16 protein-coding genes and 1 tRNA gene are annotated in these 17,894 nt (G+C 71.7%); 12 read left to right on the forward strand and 5 right to left on the reverse strand.

The window, feature by feature from the left end; genetic code table 11:
- Positions 1 to 33 precede the first annotated feature (33 nt).
- On the forward strand, positions 34 to 636 hold the full coding sequence (locus IW256_RS12905) for a GNAT family N-acetyltransferase (RefSeq protein WP_197011189.1): 603 nt from the start codon (positions 34 to 36) through the stop codon (positions 634 to 636).
- On the opposite strand, the gene IW256_RS12910 is transcribed toward IW256_RS12905, so the two are convergent.
- Complete coding sequence (locus tag IW256_RS12910; RefSeq protein ID WP_197011190.1) at positions 623 to 2,056, reverse strand: pyridoxal phosphate-dependent decarboxylase family protein; 1,434 nt, start codon at positions 2,054 to 2,056, stop codon at positions 623 to 625. The genes IW256_RS12905 and IW256_RS12910 overlap by 14 nt on opposite strands.
- A gap of 71 nt (positions 2,057 to 2,127) precedes the next feature.
- On the opposite strand from IW256_RS12910, the gene IW256_RS12915 reads away from it, so the two are divergent.
- Positions 2,128 to 2,487, forward strand: coding sequence for an MmcQ/YjbR family DNA-binding protein (locus tag IW256_RS12915; RefSeq protein ID WP_197011191.1), 360 nt, complete (start codon positions 2,128 to 2,130; stop codon positions 2,485 to 2,487).
- Positions 2,488 to 2,528: 41 nt separating this feature from the next.
- Here IW256_RS12915 and IW256_RS12920 read toward each other — a convergent pair whose 3' ends face one another.
- Entirely contained in the window at positions 2,529 to 3,224 is a 696-nt protein-coding gene (locus tag IW256_RS12920) for a DUF6597 domain-containing transcriptional factor (RefSeq protein WP_197011192.1), read from the reverse strand.
- A 98-nt stretch (positions 3,225 to 3,322) separates the two neighbouring features.
- Between IW256_RS12920 and IW256_RS12925 the strand changes: the two genes are divergently transcribed.
- Together IW256_RS12925 and pyk are read left to right on the forward strand one after the other, a co-directional pair.
- On the forward strand, positions 3,323 to 3,877 hold the full coding sequence (locus IW256_RS12925) for a type 1 glutamine amidotransferase domain-containing protein (protein WP_197011193.1): 555 nt from the start codon (positions 3,323 to 3,325) through the stop codon (positions 3,875 to 3,877).
- Positions 3,878 to 4,061: 184 nt separating this feature from the next.
- Positions 4,062 to 5,501: a pyruvate kinase gene (pyk, locus tag IW256_RS12930; RefSeq protein ID WP_197011194.1), complete on the forward strand. Its 1,440-nt coding sequence runs from the start codon at positions 4,062 to 4,064 to the stop codon at positions 5,499 to 5,501.
- Positions 5,502 to 5,902: 401 nt separating this feature from the next.
- On the opposite strand, the gene IW256_RS12935 is transcribed toward pyk, so the two are convergent.
- Positions 5,903 to 5,975 (reverse strand) — tRNA-Leu (locus tag IW256_RS12935).
- A gap of 95 nt (positions 5,976 to 6,070) precedes the next feature.
- On the opposite strand from IW256_RS12935, the gene IW256_RS12940 reads away from it, so the two are divergent.
- From IW256_RS12940 to IW256_RS12965, 6 genes are all read left to right on the forward strand, one after another.
- Positions 6,071 to 6,691, forward strand: a complete 621-nt coding sequence (locus tag IW256_RS12940; RefSeq protein WP_197011195.1) for an ANTAR domain-containing response regulator — start codon at positions 6,071 to 6,073, stop codon at positions 6,689 to 6,691.
- Between the two features lie 593 nt (positions 6,692 to 7,284).
- Positions 7,285 to 8,442, forward strand: coding sequence for a branched-chain amino acid ABC transporter substrate-binding protein (locus IW256_RS12945; protein ID WP_269218097.1), 1,158 nt, complete (start codon positions 7,285 to 7,287; stop codon positions 8,440 to 8,442).
- Positions 8,443 to 8,538: 96 nt separating this feature from the next.
- The gene (locus IW256_RS12950; protein ID WP_231403759.1) at positions 8,539 to 9,501 is read left to right on the forward strand and encodes a branched-chain amino acid ABC transporter permease; all 963 of its coding nucleotides are present in this window, start codon (positions 8,539 to 8,541) and stop codon (positions 9,499 to 9,501) included.
- On the forward strand, positions 9,498 to 10,730 hold the full coding sequence (locus IW256_RS12955; protein ID WP_231403760.1) for an ABC transporter permease subunit: 1,233 nt from the start codon (positions 9,498 to 9,500) through the stop codon (positions 10,728 to 10,730). The genes IW256_RS12950 and IW256_RS12955 overlap by 4 nt, the downstream gene beginning before the upstream one ends.
- The gene (locus IW256_RS12960; RefSeq protein ID WP_420535404.1) at positions 10,727 to 11,545 is read left to right on the forward strand and encodes an ABC transporter ATP-binding protein; all 819 of its coding nucleotides are present in this window, start codon (positions 10,727 to 10,729) and stop codon (positions 11,543 to 11,545) included. The genes IW256_RS12955 and IW256_RS12960 overlap by 4 nt, the downstream gene beginning before the upstream one ends.
- Positions 11,535 to 12,329, forward strand: a complete 795-nt coding sequence (locus IW256_RS12965) for an ABC transporter ATP-binding protein (RefSeq protein WP_197011197.1) — start codon at positions 11,535 to 11,537, stop codon at positions 12,327 to 12,329. Before IW256_RS12960 ends, IW256_RS12965 begins: the two co-directional genes overlap by 11 nt.
- Before the next feature lie 286 nt (positions 12,330 to 12,615).
- Here the strand turns inward: IW256_RS12965 and IW256_RS12970 are convergent, their stop codons facing one another.
- Both IW256_RS12970 and IW256_RS12975 read right to left on the reverse strand, forming a co-directional pair.
- The gene (locus IW256_RS12970; RefSeq protein WP_197011198.1) at positions 12,616 to 13,173 is read right to left on the reverse strand and encodes a DUF4352 domain-containing protein; all 558 of its coding nucleotides are present in this window, start codon (positions 13,171 to 13,173) and stop codon (positions 12,616 to 12,618) included.
- Positions 13,174 to 13,365: 192 nt separating this feature from the next.
- A complete protein-coding gene (locus IW256_RS12975; RefSeq protein ID WP_197016285.1) occupies positions 13,366 to 13,770 on the reverse strand; it encodes a PaaI family thioesterase in 405 nt (134 codons plus the stop codon).
- 71 nt (positions 13,771 to 13,841) lie between these two features.
- Here IW256_RS12975 and polA point away from each other — a divergent pair, with 71 nt between their 5' ends.
- Positions 13,842 to 16,559 carry a DNA polymerase I gene (gene polA, locus IW256_RS12980; RefSeq protein ID WP_197011199.1) on the forward strand — a complete coding sequence of 906 codons (2,718 nt, stop codon included), beginning with the start codon at positions 13,842 to 13,844 and terminating at the stop codon, positions 16,557 to 16,559.
- Between the two features lie 184 nt (positions 16,560 to 16,743).
- On the forward strand, positions 16,744 to 17,859 hold the full coding sequence (locus tag IW256_RS12985; RefSeq protein ID WP_197011200.1) for a polysaccharide deacetylase family protein: 1,116 nt from the start codon (positions 16,744 to 16,746) through the stop codon (positions 17,857 to 17,859).
- The last annotated feature ends 35 nt before the right edge of the window (positions 17,860 to 17,894 follow it).

Genomic DNA, 17,894 nt, shown 5'->3' on the forward strand with positions numbered 1-17,894 from the left:
GGGGAACGGCGGATTTCGTCTTTGGGGGAGAACATGCCGATCAGGCACCTCGACGTGACCACCTGGTACCTGGAGCAACGCGAGCCGGCCGACCTCCGCCCGGCGCGGCGGGAACCCGAGGTCCCGGTCGACATCGTCCGCGCGGAGGTGCCCAGCCCCGAGCTGAGCCGCTTCCTCTACACCGCGGTCGGCGGGGACTGGTACTGGGTCGACCGGCTCGCCTGGTCGTACGACCAGTGGCGGAACTGGCTGGGGCGGCCCGGGGTCGAGACGTGGATCGCGCACGTCCGCGGCACGCCGGCCGGCTACGTCGAGCTGGACCCGCAGGCCGACGGCGAGGTCGAGATCGTCTGCTTCGGCCTGCTGCCGGCGTTCCACGGCCGCGGCGTGGGCGGCCACCTGCTGGCCACCGGCGCCGCCCGGGCCTGGGACCTGGCCGAACGCTGGCCCGCCCGCAAGCCCACCTCCCGCGTCTGGTTGCACACCTGCTCCAACGACGGCCCGGCGGCCCTGGGCAACTACCAGGCCCGCGGCTTCCGCGTGTACGACACCAAGGTCGAGACCGAGGCCGTCGGGCACACCCCGCCCGGCCCCTGGCCCGGCGCGCGCCCGCCCGGCCGGCTCACCCGGCCGTGAGCCGGGCCCCCAGCTCCCGCAGCACCTCCACCAGCAGTTCCACGTCGGCCTCCGTCGTCCGCCAGTTGAGCGTCGCGGGCCGGAACACCGTCATCCCGCGGTAGGTGGAGGTCCCCGCGTAGACCCGGCCGTCGGCCAGCAGCGCCTCGCCCAGCCGCGCGTTCAGGTCGTCCAGGCGGTTCTCGGGCACGCCCGGCGGGCGGTAGCGGAAGCAGGTGATGCACAGCCGCGACGGGGCCAGCAGCTCCAGGTCCGGGGCCCGCTCGACCAGCAGGGCGAGGTGGGCGGCGACGTCCAGGTGCCGCTCCACCATCTCCCGGTGGCCCTCCCGGCCGTACGCGCGCAGCGTCGCCCAGATCGGGAACGCCCGCGCCCGCCGCGACGACTCCGGCCCCAGCATGTTGTAGTTGATCTCGCCGGGGCCGCCGTCGGGCAGGTAGGCGCTGCCCCAGGACCCGAACGCGCGGCCCATCACGGCCGGGTCGCGGACGAAGGAGAACCCGCTCTCGTACGGCACGTTGAGCCACTTGTGACCGTCCGCCGTCACCGAATCGGCACGTTCCACACCGCGTGCCAGGTGCGCGGTCCGGGGCGAGAGCGCCGCGAACATGCCGAACGCGCCGTCCACGTGCAGCCAGGCCCCGTACCGCTCGGCCAGGTCGGCCATCCCGGCGATCGGGTCGGAGTCGCCGGTGTTGACGTCGCCGAGGTTGGCCACGACGACCGCCGGGGCCCCGCCGAGCGCCTCCAGCGCGGCCTCCAGGGCCGCCGGGTCGAGGCGCCCGCCCTCGTCGCGGGAGAAGGTGCGCAGCGTGTCCCGGCCGCAGCCCAGGACCTGCAGCGCCTTGCGGGTGCTGGCGTGCACCAGCCCGCTGCTGAACACCGGCATCCGGGGAAGGCCGGCGAGCCCCTCGGAGACCACGTCCACCCCGTGCCGCTCCGCCCACCACTGCCGGGCGCAGGCCAGCCCGGTCACATGGGCGAACGTCGCGCTGGGGGTCAGCACGCCCCCGTACGAGGCGGGCAGCCCGAACATCTCCTTCAGCCACCCGAGCACGATCGTCTCCACCCGCGCGGCCAGCGGCGAGGTCACCCACAACCCGGTGACCTGGTCCAGCAGCGAGGCCGTCCAGTCGCCCGCCATCGCCGCCGGGGTGGAGCCGCCCACGACGAGATGGAAGAAGCGGGGGCCCGAGGAATGGGTGGCGGCCTCGGTCCCCACCCGCAGCAGGCGCTCCACGCCCGCCAGCGTGCCGTCGCCCTTCACCGGGAGGGGACCGTCGAGTTCGTCGATCAGGCCGTCCAGCGAGCGGTCGTGGACCGGCCGGTCCGCCAGGCCGTCCAGGTACGGGCCCGCGGCGCGGTTCACCAGGTCCAGGGCGGCGGCGGCCTGGTCACGTTCGTGCAGGGGATCACTCATGCGGGCCAGTGAACCAGCCGTGGATCATGGAAGCATCGGCCGGGCGGCCGGGAATGCGCCAGACTGGGCGCATGAACGCTGAGGACGTGGCCGGGGCCTGCATGTCCCTGGCGGGCAGCGCGGAGGACTACCCCTTCGGACCGCGGACGGCGGTCTACAAGGTCGGCGGGAAGATGTTCGCCCTGCTGGGCGAGGACGCCGACCCGCCCAGGGTGAGCCTGAAGCTGCCGCCCGACGAGGTCGTGGCGCTGCGGGCCGAGCATCCGGACACCGTCCTGCCCGGCTACCACCTCAACAAGCGCCACTGGGTCACCGTCCTGCTCGACGGCGTCCTCGACGAGGAGGAACTGCGGTCCCTGATCCTCCAGTCGTACGACCTGGTGGTGGCCGCCCTCCCCAAGCGGCTGCGCCCCGTCCCGGACGCCACCTAGCGGCGCCCCTCGCAGCGGCGCAGTGCTACAGCGGAGTGGGCCTACAGGAGCGCACGGATCGGGACGCCGGCCAGGCCGCGGACCTCGTGCGCCATGTGGGCCTGGTCGGAATAACCAGTGGCGTGGGCGACGTCCGCCAGCGGCCGTCCGGCCCTGGCCAGGCCCAGCGCGCGCTGGAACCGCAACACCCTCTGCAGGGTCTTGGGCCCGTACCCGAACGCCGCCAGCGAACGCCTGCGCAGCTGCCGTTCGCTCAGGCCGAGTTCTTCCGCGGCCTCGCCCACCGTGAGGGTCTCCAGCCTCGCCGGCAGCGCCGGCACGAGAGGGTCCGGGGCGGCCGGCGCGCGGGCCAGGACGTTCTCGGTGAGGACGGCGCGGGGGTCGCGCGCCCGTGCCACCGCCTCGCCCAGCCGGTCGGCCTCGGAGCCCCACAGCTCCCGCAACGGGACGCGGGCGTCCCGTACGGCGTCGGCGGGCACGCCCAGCACGGGCGGGGCCGCCCCCGGGAGGAACCTGACCCCCACCAGCCGGTCGCCCGCCTCCATCCGGGCGGGGGAGGGGCGGGTGTCCGGGCCCGCCACGACGACGCGGGCCTCGCGGCTCCACCAGACCAGGTCGACGCACCCGTCCGGCACCACCGGCTGGACGTACGGCGCGTCCGGGACCGCGCGGGTCCACACGCAGGCCAGCCCGCTCCGCGGCGGGGCCGCGAACTCCTCGTACCGCCCGGCGTTCACCCCTTCTGCTTACCACCTCCGATCCGCATAGGACCCGTTCGTCTGGGCAGTGCCACCAGTGGATCGACTCATCGACACGTGACGAGGGGGTCACTGACATGGCCACTGACCTGCACGGAAAGACCATCGCCTTCCTGGCCGCCCCCGAGGGCACCGAGCAGGTGGAACTGACCGAGCCCTGGCAGGCGGTCGAGCAGGCGGGCGGCCGTCCGCGGCTGGTGTCCACCGAGCCCGGCCGGATCCAGGGGTTCGAGCACCTCGACAAGGCCGACCACTTCGACGTGGACGCCACCGTGGACGAGACCTCCCCGGCGGACTTCGACGGCCTCGTCCTGCCCGGCGGTGTCGCCAACCCCGACTTCCTGCGCACGCGGCCCGAGGCGGTCGCGTTCGCCAAGGGCTTCTTCGAGGCGGGCAAGCCGGTCGCGGCCATCTGCCACGCCTCGTGGACGCTGATCGAGGGCGACGTCGTACGGGGGCGCACGCTCACCTCGTGGCCGAGCCTGCGCACCGACCTGCGCAACGCGGGCGCGAACTGGGTGGACGAGGAGGTCGTCACCTGTGAGGACGGGCCCAACGTCCTGGTGACGAGCCGCAAGCCCGACGACCTGAAGGCGTTCTGCCAGGCCGCCATCCAGGTCTTCAAGGGCTGACCCGCGCCCGCGGGGACGCCGCCGCCGGACCGGCCGCCGGACCGGTCGGCGCCCCCGCGCCGGTGTCCGTAGCGGGACGCGGAGCCGCTGGTCTAGACCTTGAGCTAGACCAATGGATGAATCTTCGGCGACCGTATCCTGCGTGAATATCCGTACTGGCAGGTAACTAAGTAGCGTTGTGTTCGTGACCCGTCGAGCGAAGATCGTCAGTACCATCGGCCCCGCCTGCTCCAGCGCCGAGCAGATCCACGCCCTCGTCGAGGCCGGCATCGACGTCGCCCGGCTCAACATGAGCCACGGCGAACACGCCGTCCACGAGGAGGTCTTCCACCGCATCCGGGCGGCGTCCACCGCCACCGGCCGCGGCGTCGGCATCCTGGCCGACCTGCAGGGGCCCAAGATCCGCATCGGGCGGTTCCCGGACGGGCCGGTACGGCTCACCCTCGGCGACGAGTTCGTCATCACCACCGAGGACGTCCCGGGGAACCGCAGGGAGGTCTCCACCACCTACCAGGGCCTGCCCGGCGACGTGAACCCCGGCGACGCGGTCCTGGTGGACGACGGGCGGGTGGCCCTGCGGGTCGTCGACGTCGACGGCCCCCGGGTCCGCACCACCGTCGAGGTCGGCGGCATGGTCTCCGACAACAAGGGCCTCAACCTGCCCGGAGTGCCCGTCAGCGTGCCCGCCCTCACCGGCAAGGACGAGGCCGACCTGCGCTGGGCGCTGCGGCTGGGCGTCGACATGGTGGCGCTGTCCTTCGTCCGCACGCCCGCCGACGCCGAGATCTGCTACCAGATCATGGAGGAGGAGGGCGTCCGCGTCCCCCTGATCGGCAAGATCGAGAAGCCGCAGGCGGTCGACCTGCTGCCGGAGATCGTGGCCGCCTTCGACGGCATCATGGTCGCCCGCGGCGACCTGGGCGTCGAGCTGCCGCTGGAGCAGGTCCCGATCGTCCAGAAGCGGGCCATCGAGCTGTGCCGGGAGAAGGCCCGGCCGGTGATCGTGGCGACCCAGATGCTGGAGTCCATGATCTCCGCGCCCCGCCCCACCCGGGCGGAGACCTCCGACGTCGCCAACGCCGTCTTCGAGGGCGCCGACGCCGTCATGCTGTCGGGCGAGACCAGCGTCGGCCAGTACCCGATCGAGGCCGTCGAGACGATGAGCCGGATCGTCACCACCGCCGAGAAGGCCGTGCTCCAGGCCACCCACACCCTCGACCGGATGCCCGAGACCGTCGGCGGCGCCATCGCCCGCGCCGCCGCCGAGGTCGGCGCCATCATCGAGGCCGAGGCCCTGGTGGCCTTCACCATGTCCGGCGAGACCGCGCGCCGGCTGTCGCGGTACCGCTCGCCCATCCCGCTGCTGGCCTTCACCTCGGTCCCGGCCGTCCGCGGCAAGCTCGCGCACGTGTGGGGCGTGGAGACGCACATCGTCCCGTTCGCCAACCACACCGACGAGATGGTCCGTCAGGTCGAGCAGGGCCTGCTGGAGTCGGGACGGATCCAGAAGGGCGACCGCGTGGTGATCGTGGCCGGATCGCCGCCCGGCACCCCCGGATCCACCAACGCGCTGCGCGTCCACCGGATCGGCGACGCGATCGCCCAGGCCGGCGGCGCCCCCTGATCCGCCCCGCCGCGATCCGCTCCGCCGTGATCCCCCTGCCGCGATCCGCCTCGCCGTGACCCGCCCTGCCGCCTCGATGGCCCTCAGCAGCCCCTGAACGGTTCCCTGGGCGGCCACCGGGGTCTGCGTGGGAAACCCCTGCACTCCGGCGCCCGGTCCGTTCTGGGAGCGTCTGCGGGTCCCCGGCCGCCCGAGGAGGACCGGCCTGCGAGAGGTCCGGGGGAGTGGGGCCGGGGGAGTGGTCCCGGGGCGTGGGCCCGCCGTCTCCGGCCCCGGCGATCGGCCGGGGCCGCCGGAGGCCCTGGGGACGGGGGGGACGGGGTTCGATCCACGGCCCGGGGCGTGCCGGGCGGGTGTGAGGTGAAGAGAGTGTGAAGAGAGCCCAGAAGGGCGGCGCGAGGTGCCCCGAGTGGGATTCGAACCCACACTAAACGGTGTTTGAGACCGCTTCCTCTGCCGTTGGGATATCGGGGCTGAGGGCCCAATAAATCGGACATTCCGGTTTGACCGGCGCCACGCGGATCAAGACCCACCTGACGGAGACCAGGGTAGCGGGTCCCGGTAGTCTCGTGCGCGTGACGGAGAGCGCTCGGCGAGTTGTGATCGCAGAAGATGAGGCCCTGATCCGCCTGGACCTCAAGGAGATGCTGCAGGAGGACGGTTACGAGGTCGTCGGCGAGGCCGGGGACGGCGAGGCCGCCGTGCGGCTGGCCGGGGAGCACCGGCCCGACCTGGTCATCCTGGACGTCAAGATGCCGGTGCTGGACGGCATCTCGGCGGCCGAGCGGATCTCCGCCGAACGCATCGCGCCGGTGGTCATCCTCACCGCGTTCTCCCAGCGCGAGCTCGTCCAGCGGGCCACCGAGGCCGGGGCCATGGCCTACCTGGTCAAGCCGTTCACCAAGACCGACCTGGCGCCCGCGATCGAGATGGCGGTGAGCCGCTACACCGAGCTGCGCGCCCTGGAGGCGGAGGTCGCCAACCTCCACGACCGGCTGGAGACGCGCAAGGTGGTGGACCGGGCCAAGGGGCTGCTCCAGCAGGCCAACGGCTGGAGCGAGCCCGAGGCGTTCCGCTGGATCCAGAAGACCTCGATGGACCGCCGCCTCACGATGCGCGCGGTCGCCGACGCCGTGGTCGCCGGAGCGCTCGGCGGGACCGCCGCGGGCGACGGCTCCCAGGAGGGCTGACGCCGGCGGCTCCGCGGCGGCCTCCGGCCGTTCGGGAGCCGTCGTGGGACCGTTCGGCCCGTTCGGCGACCGTTCCGATCGCTTCGGGTGACTTGCCGCCCTCGCCGCCCTTTCTCGCCTATTGTTGATCGTGCCCGCCACCGGCCGGACCGGCCGGACGGGTCCCGCCCCCTCCCACCCCGGAGAAGAGCCCCTCGCCGATCCACCTCGCCCGCCGGTGACCCCTCCGGCGCGGCCGGTCGTCACGGCCGGGCCCCGGCCTCGCCGGGACGCTCCCGCAGCCCGGCGCCGCCCGCCCGGCACGCGACCCCATGATCGTGACAGCGCCCGGTTACCGTGCACCCGCCCCGAAGATCGCTACGCTGGGTAATCGTTCCCGGCCGCAGGGGATAGCACATGAGCACGGAGCAGTAACGAAGGGGTAACCCTTCGACCCAGGGGTGCTGATCTGCGGCTTCGGGTCGGTGTACTACGGACTGGTTCCCGTGTGACCGCTTTGCCCATCCTTGGCGAGCGGGGTCGCCCGGGCACTACTCGTACCCGATCCAGGGTGGATCCGGATGGAAAGGTTGGGCACCTTGCGGCGCAACATGATGAGGGTCACCGGCGCTGTGGCGCTGAGTGCGGCGCTGGCTATCAGCGCCGCCGCTTGTGGTGGCGACGACGGGGGAAGCGGCAGCGGCGACTCTGTCACGATCGGCTTCATGGGTGACCTGACCGGAGAGAACTCCGGCATCGTCATTCCGCCCAAGCAGGGCGCGCAGATGGCGATCGACGAGTACAACGCCACGAACCCCAAGGTCAAGATCACGCTCAAGCCCTACGACACGCAGGGCAAGCCGGAGCAGGCGACCGGTCTGGCCCAGCAGGCGATCAAGAACGACAAGATCGCCGGTCTCATCGGCCCGGCGTTCTCCGGCGAGAGCCAGAGCGTCGGCCCGGTCCTCGAAGAGGGCAAGATCCCGAGCATCTCGCCGTCGGCGACGAACGTGACGCTGGCCGAGAAGGGCTGGAAGTACTGGCACCGCGGCCTGGCCGACGACTCGGTGCAGGGCGCCGGCGTCGCCGAGTTCATCGCGGGCGCGCTGAAGGCCAAGAAGGCCTTCGTGATCCACGACAACCAGGACTACAGCAAGGGCCTGGCGGACGTGGTCACCCAGACCCTCAAGGGCAAGGGCGTCAACGTCCAGAACGACATCGTCGACACGAAGGGGACCGACTACTCCTCGACGGTCAACAAGGTCAAGCCGTTCGCTCCGGACGCGGTGTTCTTCGGCGGCTACTACGCCCAGGGCGGCCGGCTGCTCAAGCAGCTGCGCGAGGGCGGCGTCACCGCCAAGTTCCTGTCCGGTGACGGTTCGCTGGACGGCGGCCTGATCAAGGGCGCCGGGGCGAGCAACGCCAAGGACACCTTCATCAGCTGCCCGTGCCTGATCGACCCGACCGGCAAGGCCAACGCGGCGAGCAAGAAGTTCGCCGACGCCTACAAGGCCAAGTTCAACGCCGACCCGGCGATCTACTCGGCCGAGGGCTACGACGTGGCCCAGGTCTTCGTGGCCGCGGTGAAGGCCGGCAAGACCAGCACCGAGGACATCAACGAGTTCCTCAAGACGGTCGACATCCCCGGTGTCACCAAGCAGATGAAGTTCGGTGAGAACGGCGAGGTCACGGCCACCGACGTCTACATCTACCAGGCCGAGGGCGACAAGCTGCCGCTGCTGGGCAACAGCAAGGACGCCACGGTCGGCTGACCGGGGCGATCCTTCCGAGGCAGGAAACTGTCCTGACGGCGCGGGAGCGGGAGCGCTACAGCGCTCCCGCTCCTTCGATGAAGGCGATCCAAGACATTGAACTTCCTGGAGCAATTCTGGCCGTCCACCATCGACGGCCTGTCGCTTGGCGCTATCTACGCGCTCATGGCGCTCGGCTACACGATGGTCTACGGCGTGCTGCGACTGATCAACTTCGCCCACTCCGAGATCTTCATGATCGGGACCTTCGCGGCTCTGTTCACGGTCTCCGGTCTGAGCCTGTCCAGCCCGGTCGGCGGGGTGGCCCTGATCGGGATCACCCTGGTCATCGCGGTCGCGGGCGGCCTGGCCGCCGGCGGCAGCGCCATGGCGCTGGAATACGTGGCCTACCGGCCTCTGCGTAAGAAGGGAGCGTCCCGGCTGGCCGCGCTGATCTCGGCGATCGGCGCCTCGATCTTCCTCCAGCAGCTGTTCGCACTGGTGGTCATCCCCGCCGTGTTCGACCGGCCCAAGGAGGGTGGCCGCCTGCCGGTGCAGGAGCACTTCGTGGAGCGGAGCGAGCTCTTCTCGGTCTTCGGCGCGTCCGTGACCAACGACAAGGTGATCATCTTCCTCGGGGCCATCCTGATGATGATCGCGCTGGACCAGTTCGTGAGCCGCACCCGGCTGGGCCGGGGCATCCGGTCCACCGCCCAGGACCCCGAGGCCGCGGTCCTGATGGGCGTCAACATCGACCGGATCGTGACCGTCACGTTCGCCGTCGGCGGCGCCATGGCCGGTGTCGCGGCCGCGCTCTACCTGGTGCGGTTCGAGGAGACCGGCTACTTCGTCGGCTTCCTCCTGGGCATCAAGGCGTTCACCGCCGCGGTGCTCGGCGGTATCGGCAACCTGCGCGGCGCGCTGGTCGGCGGGTTCGCGCTCGGCCTGATCGAGATGTACGGCTCGAGCATCTTCGGCTCGGAGTGGCGCGACGTGGTCGCCTTCTCGATCCTGGTCCTGGTCCTCATGTTCCGTCCCACCGGCATCCTCGGTGAGTCTCTCCAGCAGGCGCGCGCATGAACGTCAAAGACGCAGGCAAGAACGAGCCGGACGCGCCCGCCCGGGCCAAGGCCGAGGGCGGCGCCGCGAAGGGGGACGGCGGGCCGCGCAGGAGCGGGCTCGACGCCGTCATGTCCCCGGTCAGGTCCGCGATGGACGCGCTGGGCGACCGCTGGGCCGCCGCCCCGGGCTGGGCCCGCTGGGTGGTGTACGTGCTGCTGATCGTCGGCGCGCTGCTGCTCCCCAGCGACACCATCGGGTCCTTCATGTCCCCGCACACCGACTGGTCGACGCTGCTGACCGACCAGATCGCCATCATGGTGCTGCTGGCCATCGGCCTGAACGTGGTGGTCGGCCAGGCCGGGCTCCTCGACCTGGGGTTCGTGGCCTTCTACGCCATCGGCGGCTACACCATGGCGATCTTCGGGACGAAGTTCGGTTTGAACTTCTGGGAGATCATCCTGCTGGCGATCCTGCTGTCGGCACTGTCGGGGATCACGCTGGGCTCCCCGACGCTGCGGCTGCGGGGCGACTACCTGGCCATCGTCACGCTGGGGTTCGGTGAGATCGTCCGGATCACCGCCAACAACACCGACTACGTCAACGGGCCGCGCGGTGTCCAGGCGATCCCGCACCCGCCCAACATCTCCGAGTTCGAGATCTTCGGCGTGCAGCCGCTGAAGTACGGGCTGCTGGACGCGCGTCCGTACTACTACCTGATGGTCGCGCTGATCGTCCTGGTGATCGTCTTCGTCAAGCGGCTGGAGCGCAGCCGGGTCGGCCGCTCCTGGGCGGCGATCCGCGAGGACGAGGACGCGGCCGAGCTGATGGGCGTGCCCACGTTCAAGTTCAAGCTGGCCGCGTTCGCGATCGGTGCCGCCATCGGCGGCGCGGGCGGCGTCATGTACGCCTCCAAGGTCAGCTCGATCAACCCGGAGAACTTCCCGTTCCTGCTGTCGGCCACGGTGCTGGCCGCGGTGGTGCTGGGCGGATCGGGCAACCTGCCGGGCGTCATCCTCGGCGCCTTCCTGGTGGCGTGGCTGCCGGAGCGGTTCCGTGGCCTGGCCGACTACCGTGTGCTGGCCTTCGGCGCGGCACTGGTGCTGATGATGGCGCTGCGGCCGGAGGGCCTGCTGCCGTCGAGGCGGCGCAAGGCCGAGCTGAAGGAGGGCACCGGAGGCATGGGCAGCATGGGTGCGGAGGTCGCCACTCCCACCGGTGCCCCCGGAGCGACCGAGGGGGGCAAGTGAGCGAGACGACGAGCAAGCCGGAGAAGAAGGCCGGTCCCGTGGGCGAGCCGCTGCTGGAGCTGCGGAAGGTGACCATGCGCTTCGGCGGCGTGGTCGCGGTCAACGAGCTGGAGCTCACGGTCAACAAGGGCGAGATCTTCGCCCTGATCGGCCCGAACGGCGCCGGCAAGACGACGGTGTTCAACGTGACCACCGGGGTCTACCAGCCCAGCTCGGGCGACGTGGTCTTCGACGGCGGGCGGCTGAACGGCAAGAAGCGGTTCACGGTGACCAAGCTCGGCGTGGCGCGCACGTTCCAGAACGTGCGGCTGTTCCACAACATGACGGCCCTGGAGAACGTCATGGTGGGGGCCGACGCGCACCATCGCACCGGGTTCGTCGGCGCCTCCCTGGGGCTGCCCTGGCACCGGCGCGAGGAGCGCGAGGGCCGCGCCAAGGCCCGCGAGCTGCTGGACTTCGTGGGGGTGTCGCACCGGATCGACGACGCCGCCAAGAACCTCCCGTACGGCGACCAGCGCCGGCTGGAGATCGCCCGGGCCCTGGCCACCGATCCGAAGCTGCTGCTGCTCGACGAGCCCGCGGCGGGCATGAACCCCGCGGAGAAGATCGCGCTGCAGGAGCTCATCCGCAAGATCCGCGACAGCGGCCGCACCGTCCTGCTCATCGAGCACGACATGGGGCTGGTGATGGGGATCAGCGACCGGCTCGCGGTGCTGGACTTCGGCCAGAAGATCGCCGAGGGCCTGCCCGTCGAGGTGCAGAACAACCCGCGGGTGATCGAGGCGTACTTGGGGGCTCCGGCCGATGCTTCTTGAGATCGAGGACGTCCACGTCCACTACGGAAAGATCGCGGCGCTCAAGGGCATCACGATCGGCGTCGACGAGGGCGAGATCGTCACGCTGATCGGCGCCAACGGCGCGGGCAAGACCACCACGCTGAAGACGATCTCCGGCCTGCGCCCGCTCTCCGCCGGCCGGATCACCTTCGACGGCCAGGACATCAGCCGGATGCCCGGGCACAAGCGCGTGCTGGCCGGGATCGGGCAGTCGCCCGAGGGCCGGGGGATCTTCCCCGGCATGACGGTCGAGGACAACCTGTTCATGGGCGCCTACACCCGTAAGGGCGACGTGTCCAAGGACCTGGCGCAGGTGTACGAGCTGTTCCCGCGGCTGGCCGAGCGCAAGTCGCAGGCGGGCGGCACCATGTCCGGCGGCGAGCAGCAGATGCTGGCCATCGGGCGGGCGCTGATGACCGACCCGAAGGTGCTGCTGCTGGACGAGCCCTCGATGGGCCTGGCGCCCATGATGGTGCAGCAGATCTTCTCGATCATCGCGGAGATCAACCGGCGCGGCACCACCGTGCTGCTGGTCGAGCAGAACGCCCAGCAGGCCCTCCAGCTCGCGCAGCGCGCGTACGTGCTGGAGACCGGCTCCATCGTGAAGTCCGCTCCGGCGGCCGACCTGCTCGACGACCCGCAGGTCCGCGCCGCCTACCTGGGCGGTGACCTGGGTGAGGACGCCAAGCCCACGGTCGGGTCCAGCGCCGCGCCCGCGGCCGGGGACCCGGCGGAGGGCGACCCGGTGGAGGGCAAGGGCTGACCCGCCCGCCGGCCCGTGAGGCCGGCGAGGCGGCCGGACGCCGCGTCCGCGGCTCACCGTGACATCGGTGGGCGGCGGGCGCGGCGTCCGCGTTCTCAGCCCCGTCCGTGGCGGTGTCTCGAAGTGGCCTCGGCCCATCGCGCGAGCGCGTTGGCTGCCCGGTGGGGCGATGCCGGAGGCGAGCCTCGCCGGGTAGATCGCGGAGCGATGTCGCGCTCGCCAAGGCCCGGTGAGGTGCGAGCCGCCGGGCGAGCGCCGTGGGCCGGGACTTTGAAAACAGGGCCCTCTAGGGGAGCTTGACCTCGGCCGGGGGCGGGTCGGACACCGCGCCCACCGAGGCGGTGCCGGAGAGGCGCAGCGCCACCGGCCGTTCCCCGCGCGGGACGTCGTACCAGAGGTCCATCTCGACGCGGACGGCCGCGCCCACCTCGAACTCGGCGGGCTGCCGCTTGATGAGCATCGCCTCGCGGTCGGGCTCGGCGGTCCGCCCGGTGGCCGTCACGAGGAGTTGCCGTTCGGCGCTGAAGGTCTGGTTGGTGCGGCCCGCGTTCTCGACCACCAGCCGGACCCGAACGTACGCCCCCTTGGGCGCCATGTCGGCGTGGCTGCCGACCAGCTCGGGCATGCCGCCGCGGTAGCCGATCACGGTGAACGCGGTGTCGCCGCTGCGCACCGTGCCCGCCCGCACGGCCTTCTCCCCGTCCCGCACGGCGCGCGCGGGAAGGTCGTAGGCGGGGCTCTGCCGGGAACGGTCCCGGTCGTCGCCGCCCGAGCAGGCGGAGGCGGCGGTCAGCAGGAGGATCGCCGAGCAGGCGCGCAGGGCGGCCGTGAGGGAAGGTCGCATGGCTCCGAGTCGCTGAAGAGCGCGGGCCCGGGACCGCCTTTGGGGCCGTGCGGCCCTTCCCCGGACTCGCACGTTGTCTACTCGGTGATCCCGGGCCGTTCCGACGCACGCTACCGACCGTCCGCCGCCTCCCGCAAAGAAACAGCGGGATAAGGCGGTGCAAAACACGCCAAAAGCCTGGAACGGTCCTGGTCAGATCGAGGGCTTGTCACGCAGCATGCACGTGAGGCGGGCGGTGCACACCCGGCGGTCCCGCTCGTCGGTGATGACGATCTCGTACGTGGCGAGGGTGGCGCCGCCGTGCGCGCGGGTCGCGACCCCGGTGACCCAGCCCTCGGTCGCCCCCCGGTGGTGGGTGGCGTTGACCTCGACGCCGAGCGCCATCCGGTCCGGACCGGCGTGCAGCGCCGCGCCCAGGGACCCCAGCGACTCGGCGAACACGCAGGAGGCGCCGCCGTGCAGGCGCCCGTACGGCTGGGTGTTGCCCGCGACCGGCATCCGGCCGACCACCCGCTCGGGCGTCGCCGTGAGATACTCGATCCCCATCGACTTCGCCAGGTCGCCGTGCGCCACCCCGTCGGCGCCGAGCGACGCCATGGCGAGATCCACCTGCTCCTCGGTCACTGAGCCTCCCTCGAACCGTCGTACGCGCAGACTAGAGTCCTAGTGTGGCGACCACAGCTCCGACCCCTGACAAGCGAGACCGGCTGCTGCTCCTCGACGGGCACTCCCTGGCCTACCGGGCGTTCTTCGCGCTCCCGGTGGAGAACTTCTCGACGACCGACGGCCAGCCGACGAACGCGGTGTACGGCTTCACCTCGATGCTCATCAACGTGCTGCGCGACGAGGAGCCCTCGCACATCGCGGTGGCCTTCGACCGCTCCGAGCCGACGTTCCGGCACGAGCAGTACGTGGAGTACAAGGCCGGCCGGCAGAAGACCCCCGACGAGTTCCGCAGCCAGGTCAGCCTGATCTTCGAGGTGCTGGACGCGCTGCGGATCCCGCGGCTGTCGGTGGCCGGGTTCGAGGCCGACGACATCATCGCCACCCTGTCGGTGCAGGCCACCGAGGCCGGCATGGAGACGCTGATCGTGACCGGCGACCGGGACGCGTTCCAGCTGGTCGACGAGCACGTCACCATCCTCTACCCGGTCCGCGGCGTCTCCGAGCTGGCCCGGATGGACCCGGCCGCGGTGGAGGCCAAGTACGGCGTGCCGCCCGAGCGCTACCGCGAGCTGGCCGCGCTGGTGGGGGAGACCAGCGACAACCTGCCCGGCGTGCCCGGCGTCGGCCCCAAGACCGCCGCCAAGTGGCTCACCAAGTACGGCGACCTGGACGGGCTGGTCGAGCATGTCGGCGAGATCAAGGGCAAGGCCGGCGACAACCTGCGCGAGCACCTGGGCCAGGTGCTGCGCAACCAGCAGATCAACAAGCTCGACTGCGCGGTCGGCCTTGACCTGACCCCGCCGCAGCTGGCGATGGGCCAGTGGGACCGCGAGGAGATCCACACCCTCTTCGACTCGCTGCAGTTCCGGGTGCTGCGCGAGCGGCTGTACGCCTCGCTCTCCGCCGCCGAGCCCGAGGCCGACGAGGGCTTCGAGGTGGAGCTGGAGGCCCTGGAGCCCGGCGCGCTGGGCGCCTGGCTGGACGACAACGCCGGCCCCGGCCGCCGTACCGGCGTGGCCGTCACCGGCACCTGGGGGCGCGGCACCGGCGAGGTGACCGCGATCGCGCTCGCCTCCACCGCGCCCGCCGGCGAGGGCGGCGGCACCCCCGCCGTCCACCTCGACCCCGCCACCCTGGTGGAGGACGACGAGCGGGCGCTGGCGGCCTGGCTGGCCGACCCGGCCCGCCCCAAGGCGCTGCACGAGGCCAAGGGGCCGATGCTGGCCCTGGCCGCCCGCGGCATGGACCTGCGCGGCCTCACCAGCGACACCGCCCTGGCCGCCTACCTCGCCCTGCCCGGCCAGCGCACCTTCGACCTGGCCGACCTGGTCCTGCGCTACCTGCACCGCGAGCTGCGCGCCGAGGCCGACGACTCCGGCCAGCTGACCATCGACGGCTCGGGCGAGCAGGAGGCCGCCCAGGACCTGGCCGTGCGCGCCCGCGCGGTCGCCGAGCTGGCCGACGTCCTGGACACCGACCTCGAGAAGCGCGGCGCCACCGGCCTGCTGCACGACGTCGAGCTGCCGCTGGTGCGCGTGCTGGCCGGCATGGAGCGGGCCGGCATCGCGGTCGACGCCGAGCGGCTGGCCTCGATGGAGGCGACGCTGGGCGGCCAGGAGAAGGAGGTCGAGCAGCTCGCCCACGACGCCGTCGGGCACGAGTTCAAGCTCGGCTCCCCCAAGCAGGTCCAGCAGGTCCTCTTCGACGAGCTGGGGCTGCCCAAGACCAAGCGCACCAAGACGGGCTACACCACCGACTCCGAGGCCCTCACCAACCTGCTGGCCAAGAACGACCACCCGGTCCTGGAGCACATCCTGCGCTGGCGCGAGGTGTCCAAGCTCAAGAGCATCGTCGCCTCGCTGATCCCGATGGCCGACGACGCCGGGCGCATCCACACCACGTTCAACCAGATGGTCGCCGCGACCGGGCGGCTGTCGTCCACCGACCCCAACCTGCAGAACATCCCGATCCGCACCGCCGAGGGCCGCCAGATCCGCGAGGCGTTCGTCGTCGGCGAGGGCTACGAGTCGCTGCTGACCGCCGACTACAGCCAGATCGAGCTGCGGATCATGGCCCACCTCTCCGAGGACGAGGCGCTGCTGGAGGCGTTCCGCGCCAAGGCCGACTTCCACACCATCACCGCGTCCCGCGTGTTCAAGCTGCCGCCCGACCAGATCGACTCCGAGCTGCGCGCCCGGATCAAGGCGATGAACTACGGCCTGGCGTACGGCCTGTCCGCCTACGGGCTCTCCCAGCAGCTGCGCATCCCGCCGGACGAGGCGCGCGGCCTGATGGAGGAGTACTTCGAGCAGTTCGGCGGCGTCCGCGACTACCTCCAGAACGTCGTCGCCAAGGCCCGCCACGACGGCTACACCGAGACCATCCTCGGCCGCCGCCGCTACCTGCCCGACCTCACCTCCGACAACCGGCAGCGGCGCGAGATGGCCGAGCGGATGGCGCTCAACGCCCCCGTCCAGGGGTCGGCCGCCGACATCGTCAAGGTCGCCAGCCTCAACGTCGACCGCGCGCTGCGCGAGCACGGCCTGAGCTCCCGGATGCTCCTGCAGGTCCACGACGAGCTCGTCTTCGAGGTGGCCCCCGGCGAGCTCGGCACGCTCCAGGAGCTGATCCGCGAGCAGATGGCCGGCGCGTACGATCTCCGCGCCCCGCTCGAGGTGAGCATGGGCACCGGCCAGACCTGGCAGGCCGCCGCCCACTGAGACCCGCCCGGCAGGGGGCAGGGACGAATCGGTCGACCACCGGATTCTTGATGGTCATCGGCGGGTTTCGGCGGGCGCGGCGACGGGTTGTGCGAGATCATGTCCGGGTACGCCAGACCCCGTCCGCGAGGTTCGGGGCGCCGTGCGCCACCGGTCCTGTTGGCGCCGATCGACGGGAGAGCCCGTGCCGCTCCTGCACAAGATCGCCGTTGTCGTCGTGATCGCGGCCGTGGTCGCCGGGCTCTGGCTCCCGGACCGCGGCCCCGACACCACCGCCGACGCCACCCGCGCGGCCGGGCGGGGCCCGGCGCCCGGAGGGCAGGCCGGGCCGACGCGCGGGAACGATCCCGCCGCGCCCGCGTCCCGCCCCGCGGCCCCGTCGTCCGCCCCGCCCGCGACGGTCGGGCCGGCGACGCCGGCGGCGGCCGCCGCCAAGGCCAACGAGCTGGGCCAGATCCCGGTGATCATGTACCACCGGATCATCGACAACCCCGAGCTGTCGCTGGACCGGTCGACCGCCGAGTTCCGCGAGGAACTGGTCCGCCTGGCCAGGACCGGGTACGTGCCCATCACCGCGGGGGAGATGGTGAGCGGCCGGTTCAACGTCCCGGCGGGCCGCCATCCGGTGGTGCTGACCTTCGACGACAGCACCCCCGGGCACTTCGCGCTGGACCCGCAGGGGCGCCCGAAGGCGGGCACGGCGGTGGCGATCATCCAGGAGGTGGCGCGGCAGTACCCGGGGTTCCGGCCGACCGCGACCTTCTACCTGAACCAGGAGCTGTTCGGGCTGGCCGGCCAGGAGTCGGCCGGCCTGAGGTGGCTGCTCCAGAACGGCTTCGAGCTCGGCAACCACACGCTCAGCCACAAGGACCTCTCGACGCTCTCCAAGGCGGCGGTGCAGAAGGAGATCGGCGACATCGAGAGCAAGGTCGTCTCGCTCACCGGGACGCACACGGCGACGCTGGCCTACCCCTTCGGGTCCGAGCCCGACAAGCGGCAGTGGGCGGAGCGGAAGGAGGGCGCCTACGACTTCAAGGGCGTCTTCCTCGCCGGGTGGAAGCCCTCCGAGTCGCCGTTCGACGAGAAGTTCGATCATCTGGCCATCTCCCGGGTACGCTCCGAAGGCAAGATCAAGGAGAACGACTGCAAGCAGTTCTGCTCCACCGCGTGGCTGGACCGCCTCGACGCCGCCCCGGGGGAGCGGTACACCTCGGACGGCGACCCGCACACGATCACGTTCCCGCGGGCGGAGGAGGACCGGCTGGCCAAGGAACTGCGCGGCAGGGGACGGGTGTACTGACACCGTCCGCCGCGGCCCGCCGTGACCCTTGCCGG

Origin of the sequence: Actinomadura viridis (genome assembly GCF_015751755.1) — a bacterium.
Classification (GTDB): domain Bacteria; phylum Actinomycetota; class Actinomycetes; order Streptosporangiales; family Streptosporangiaceae; genus Spirillospora; species Spirillospora viridis.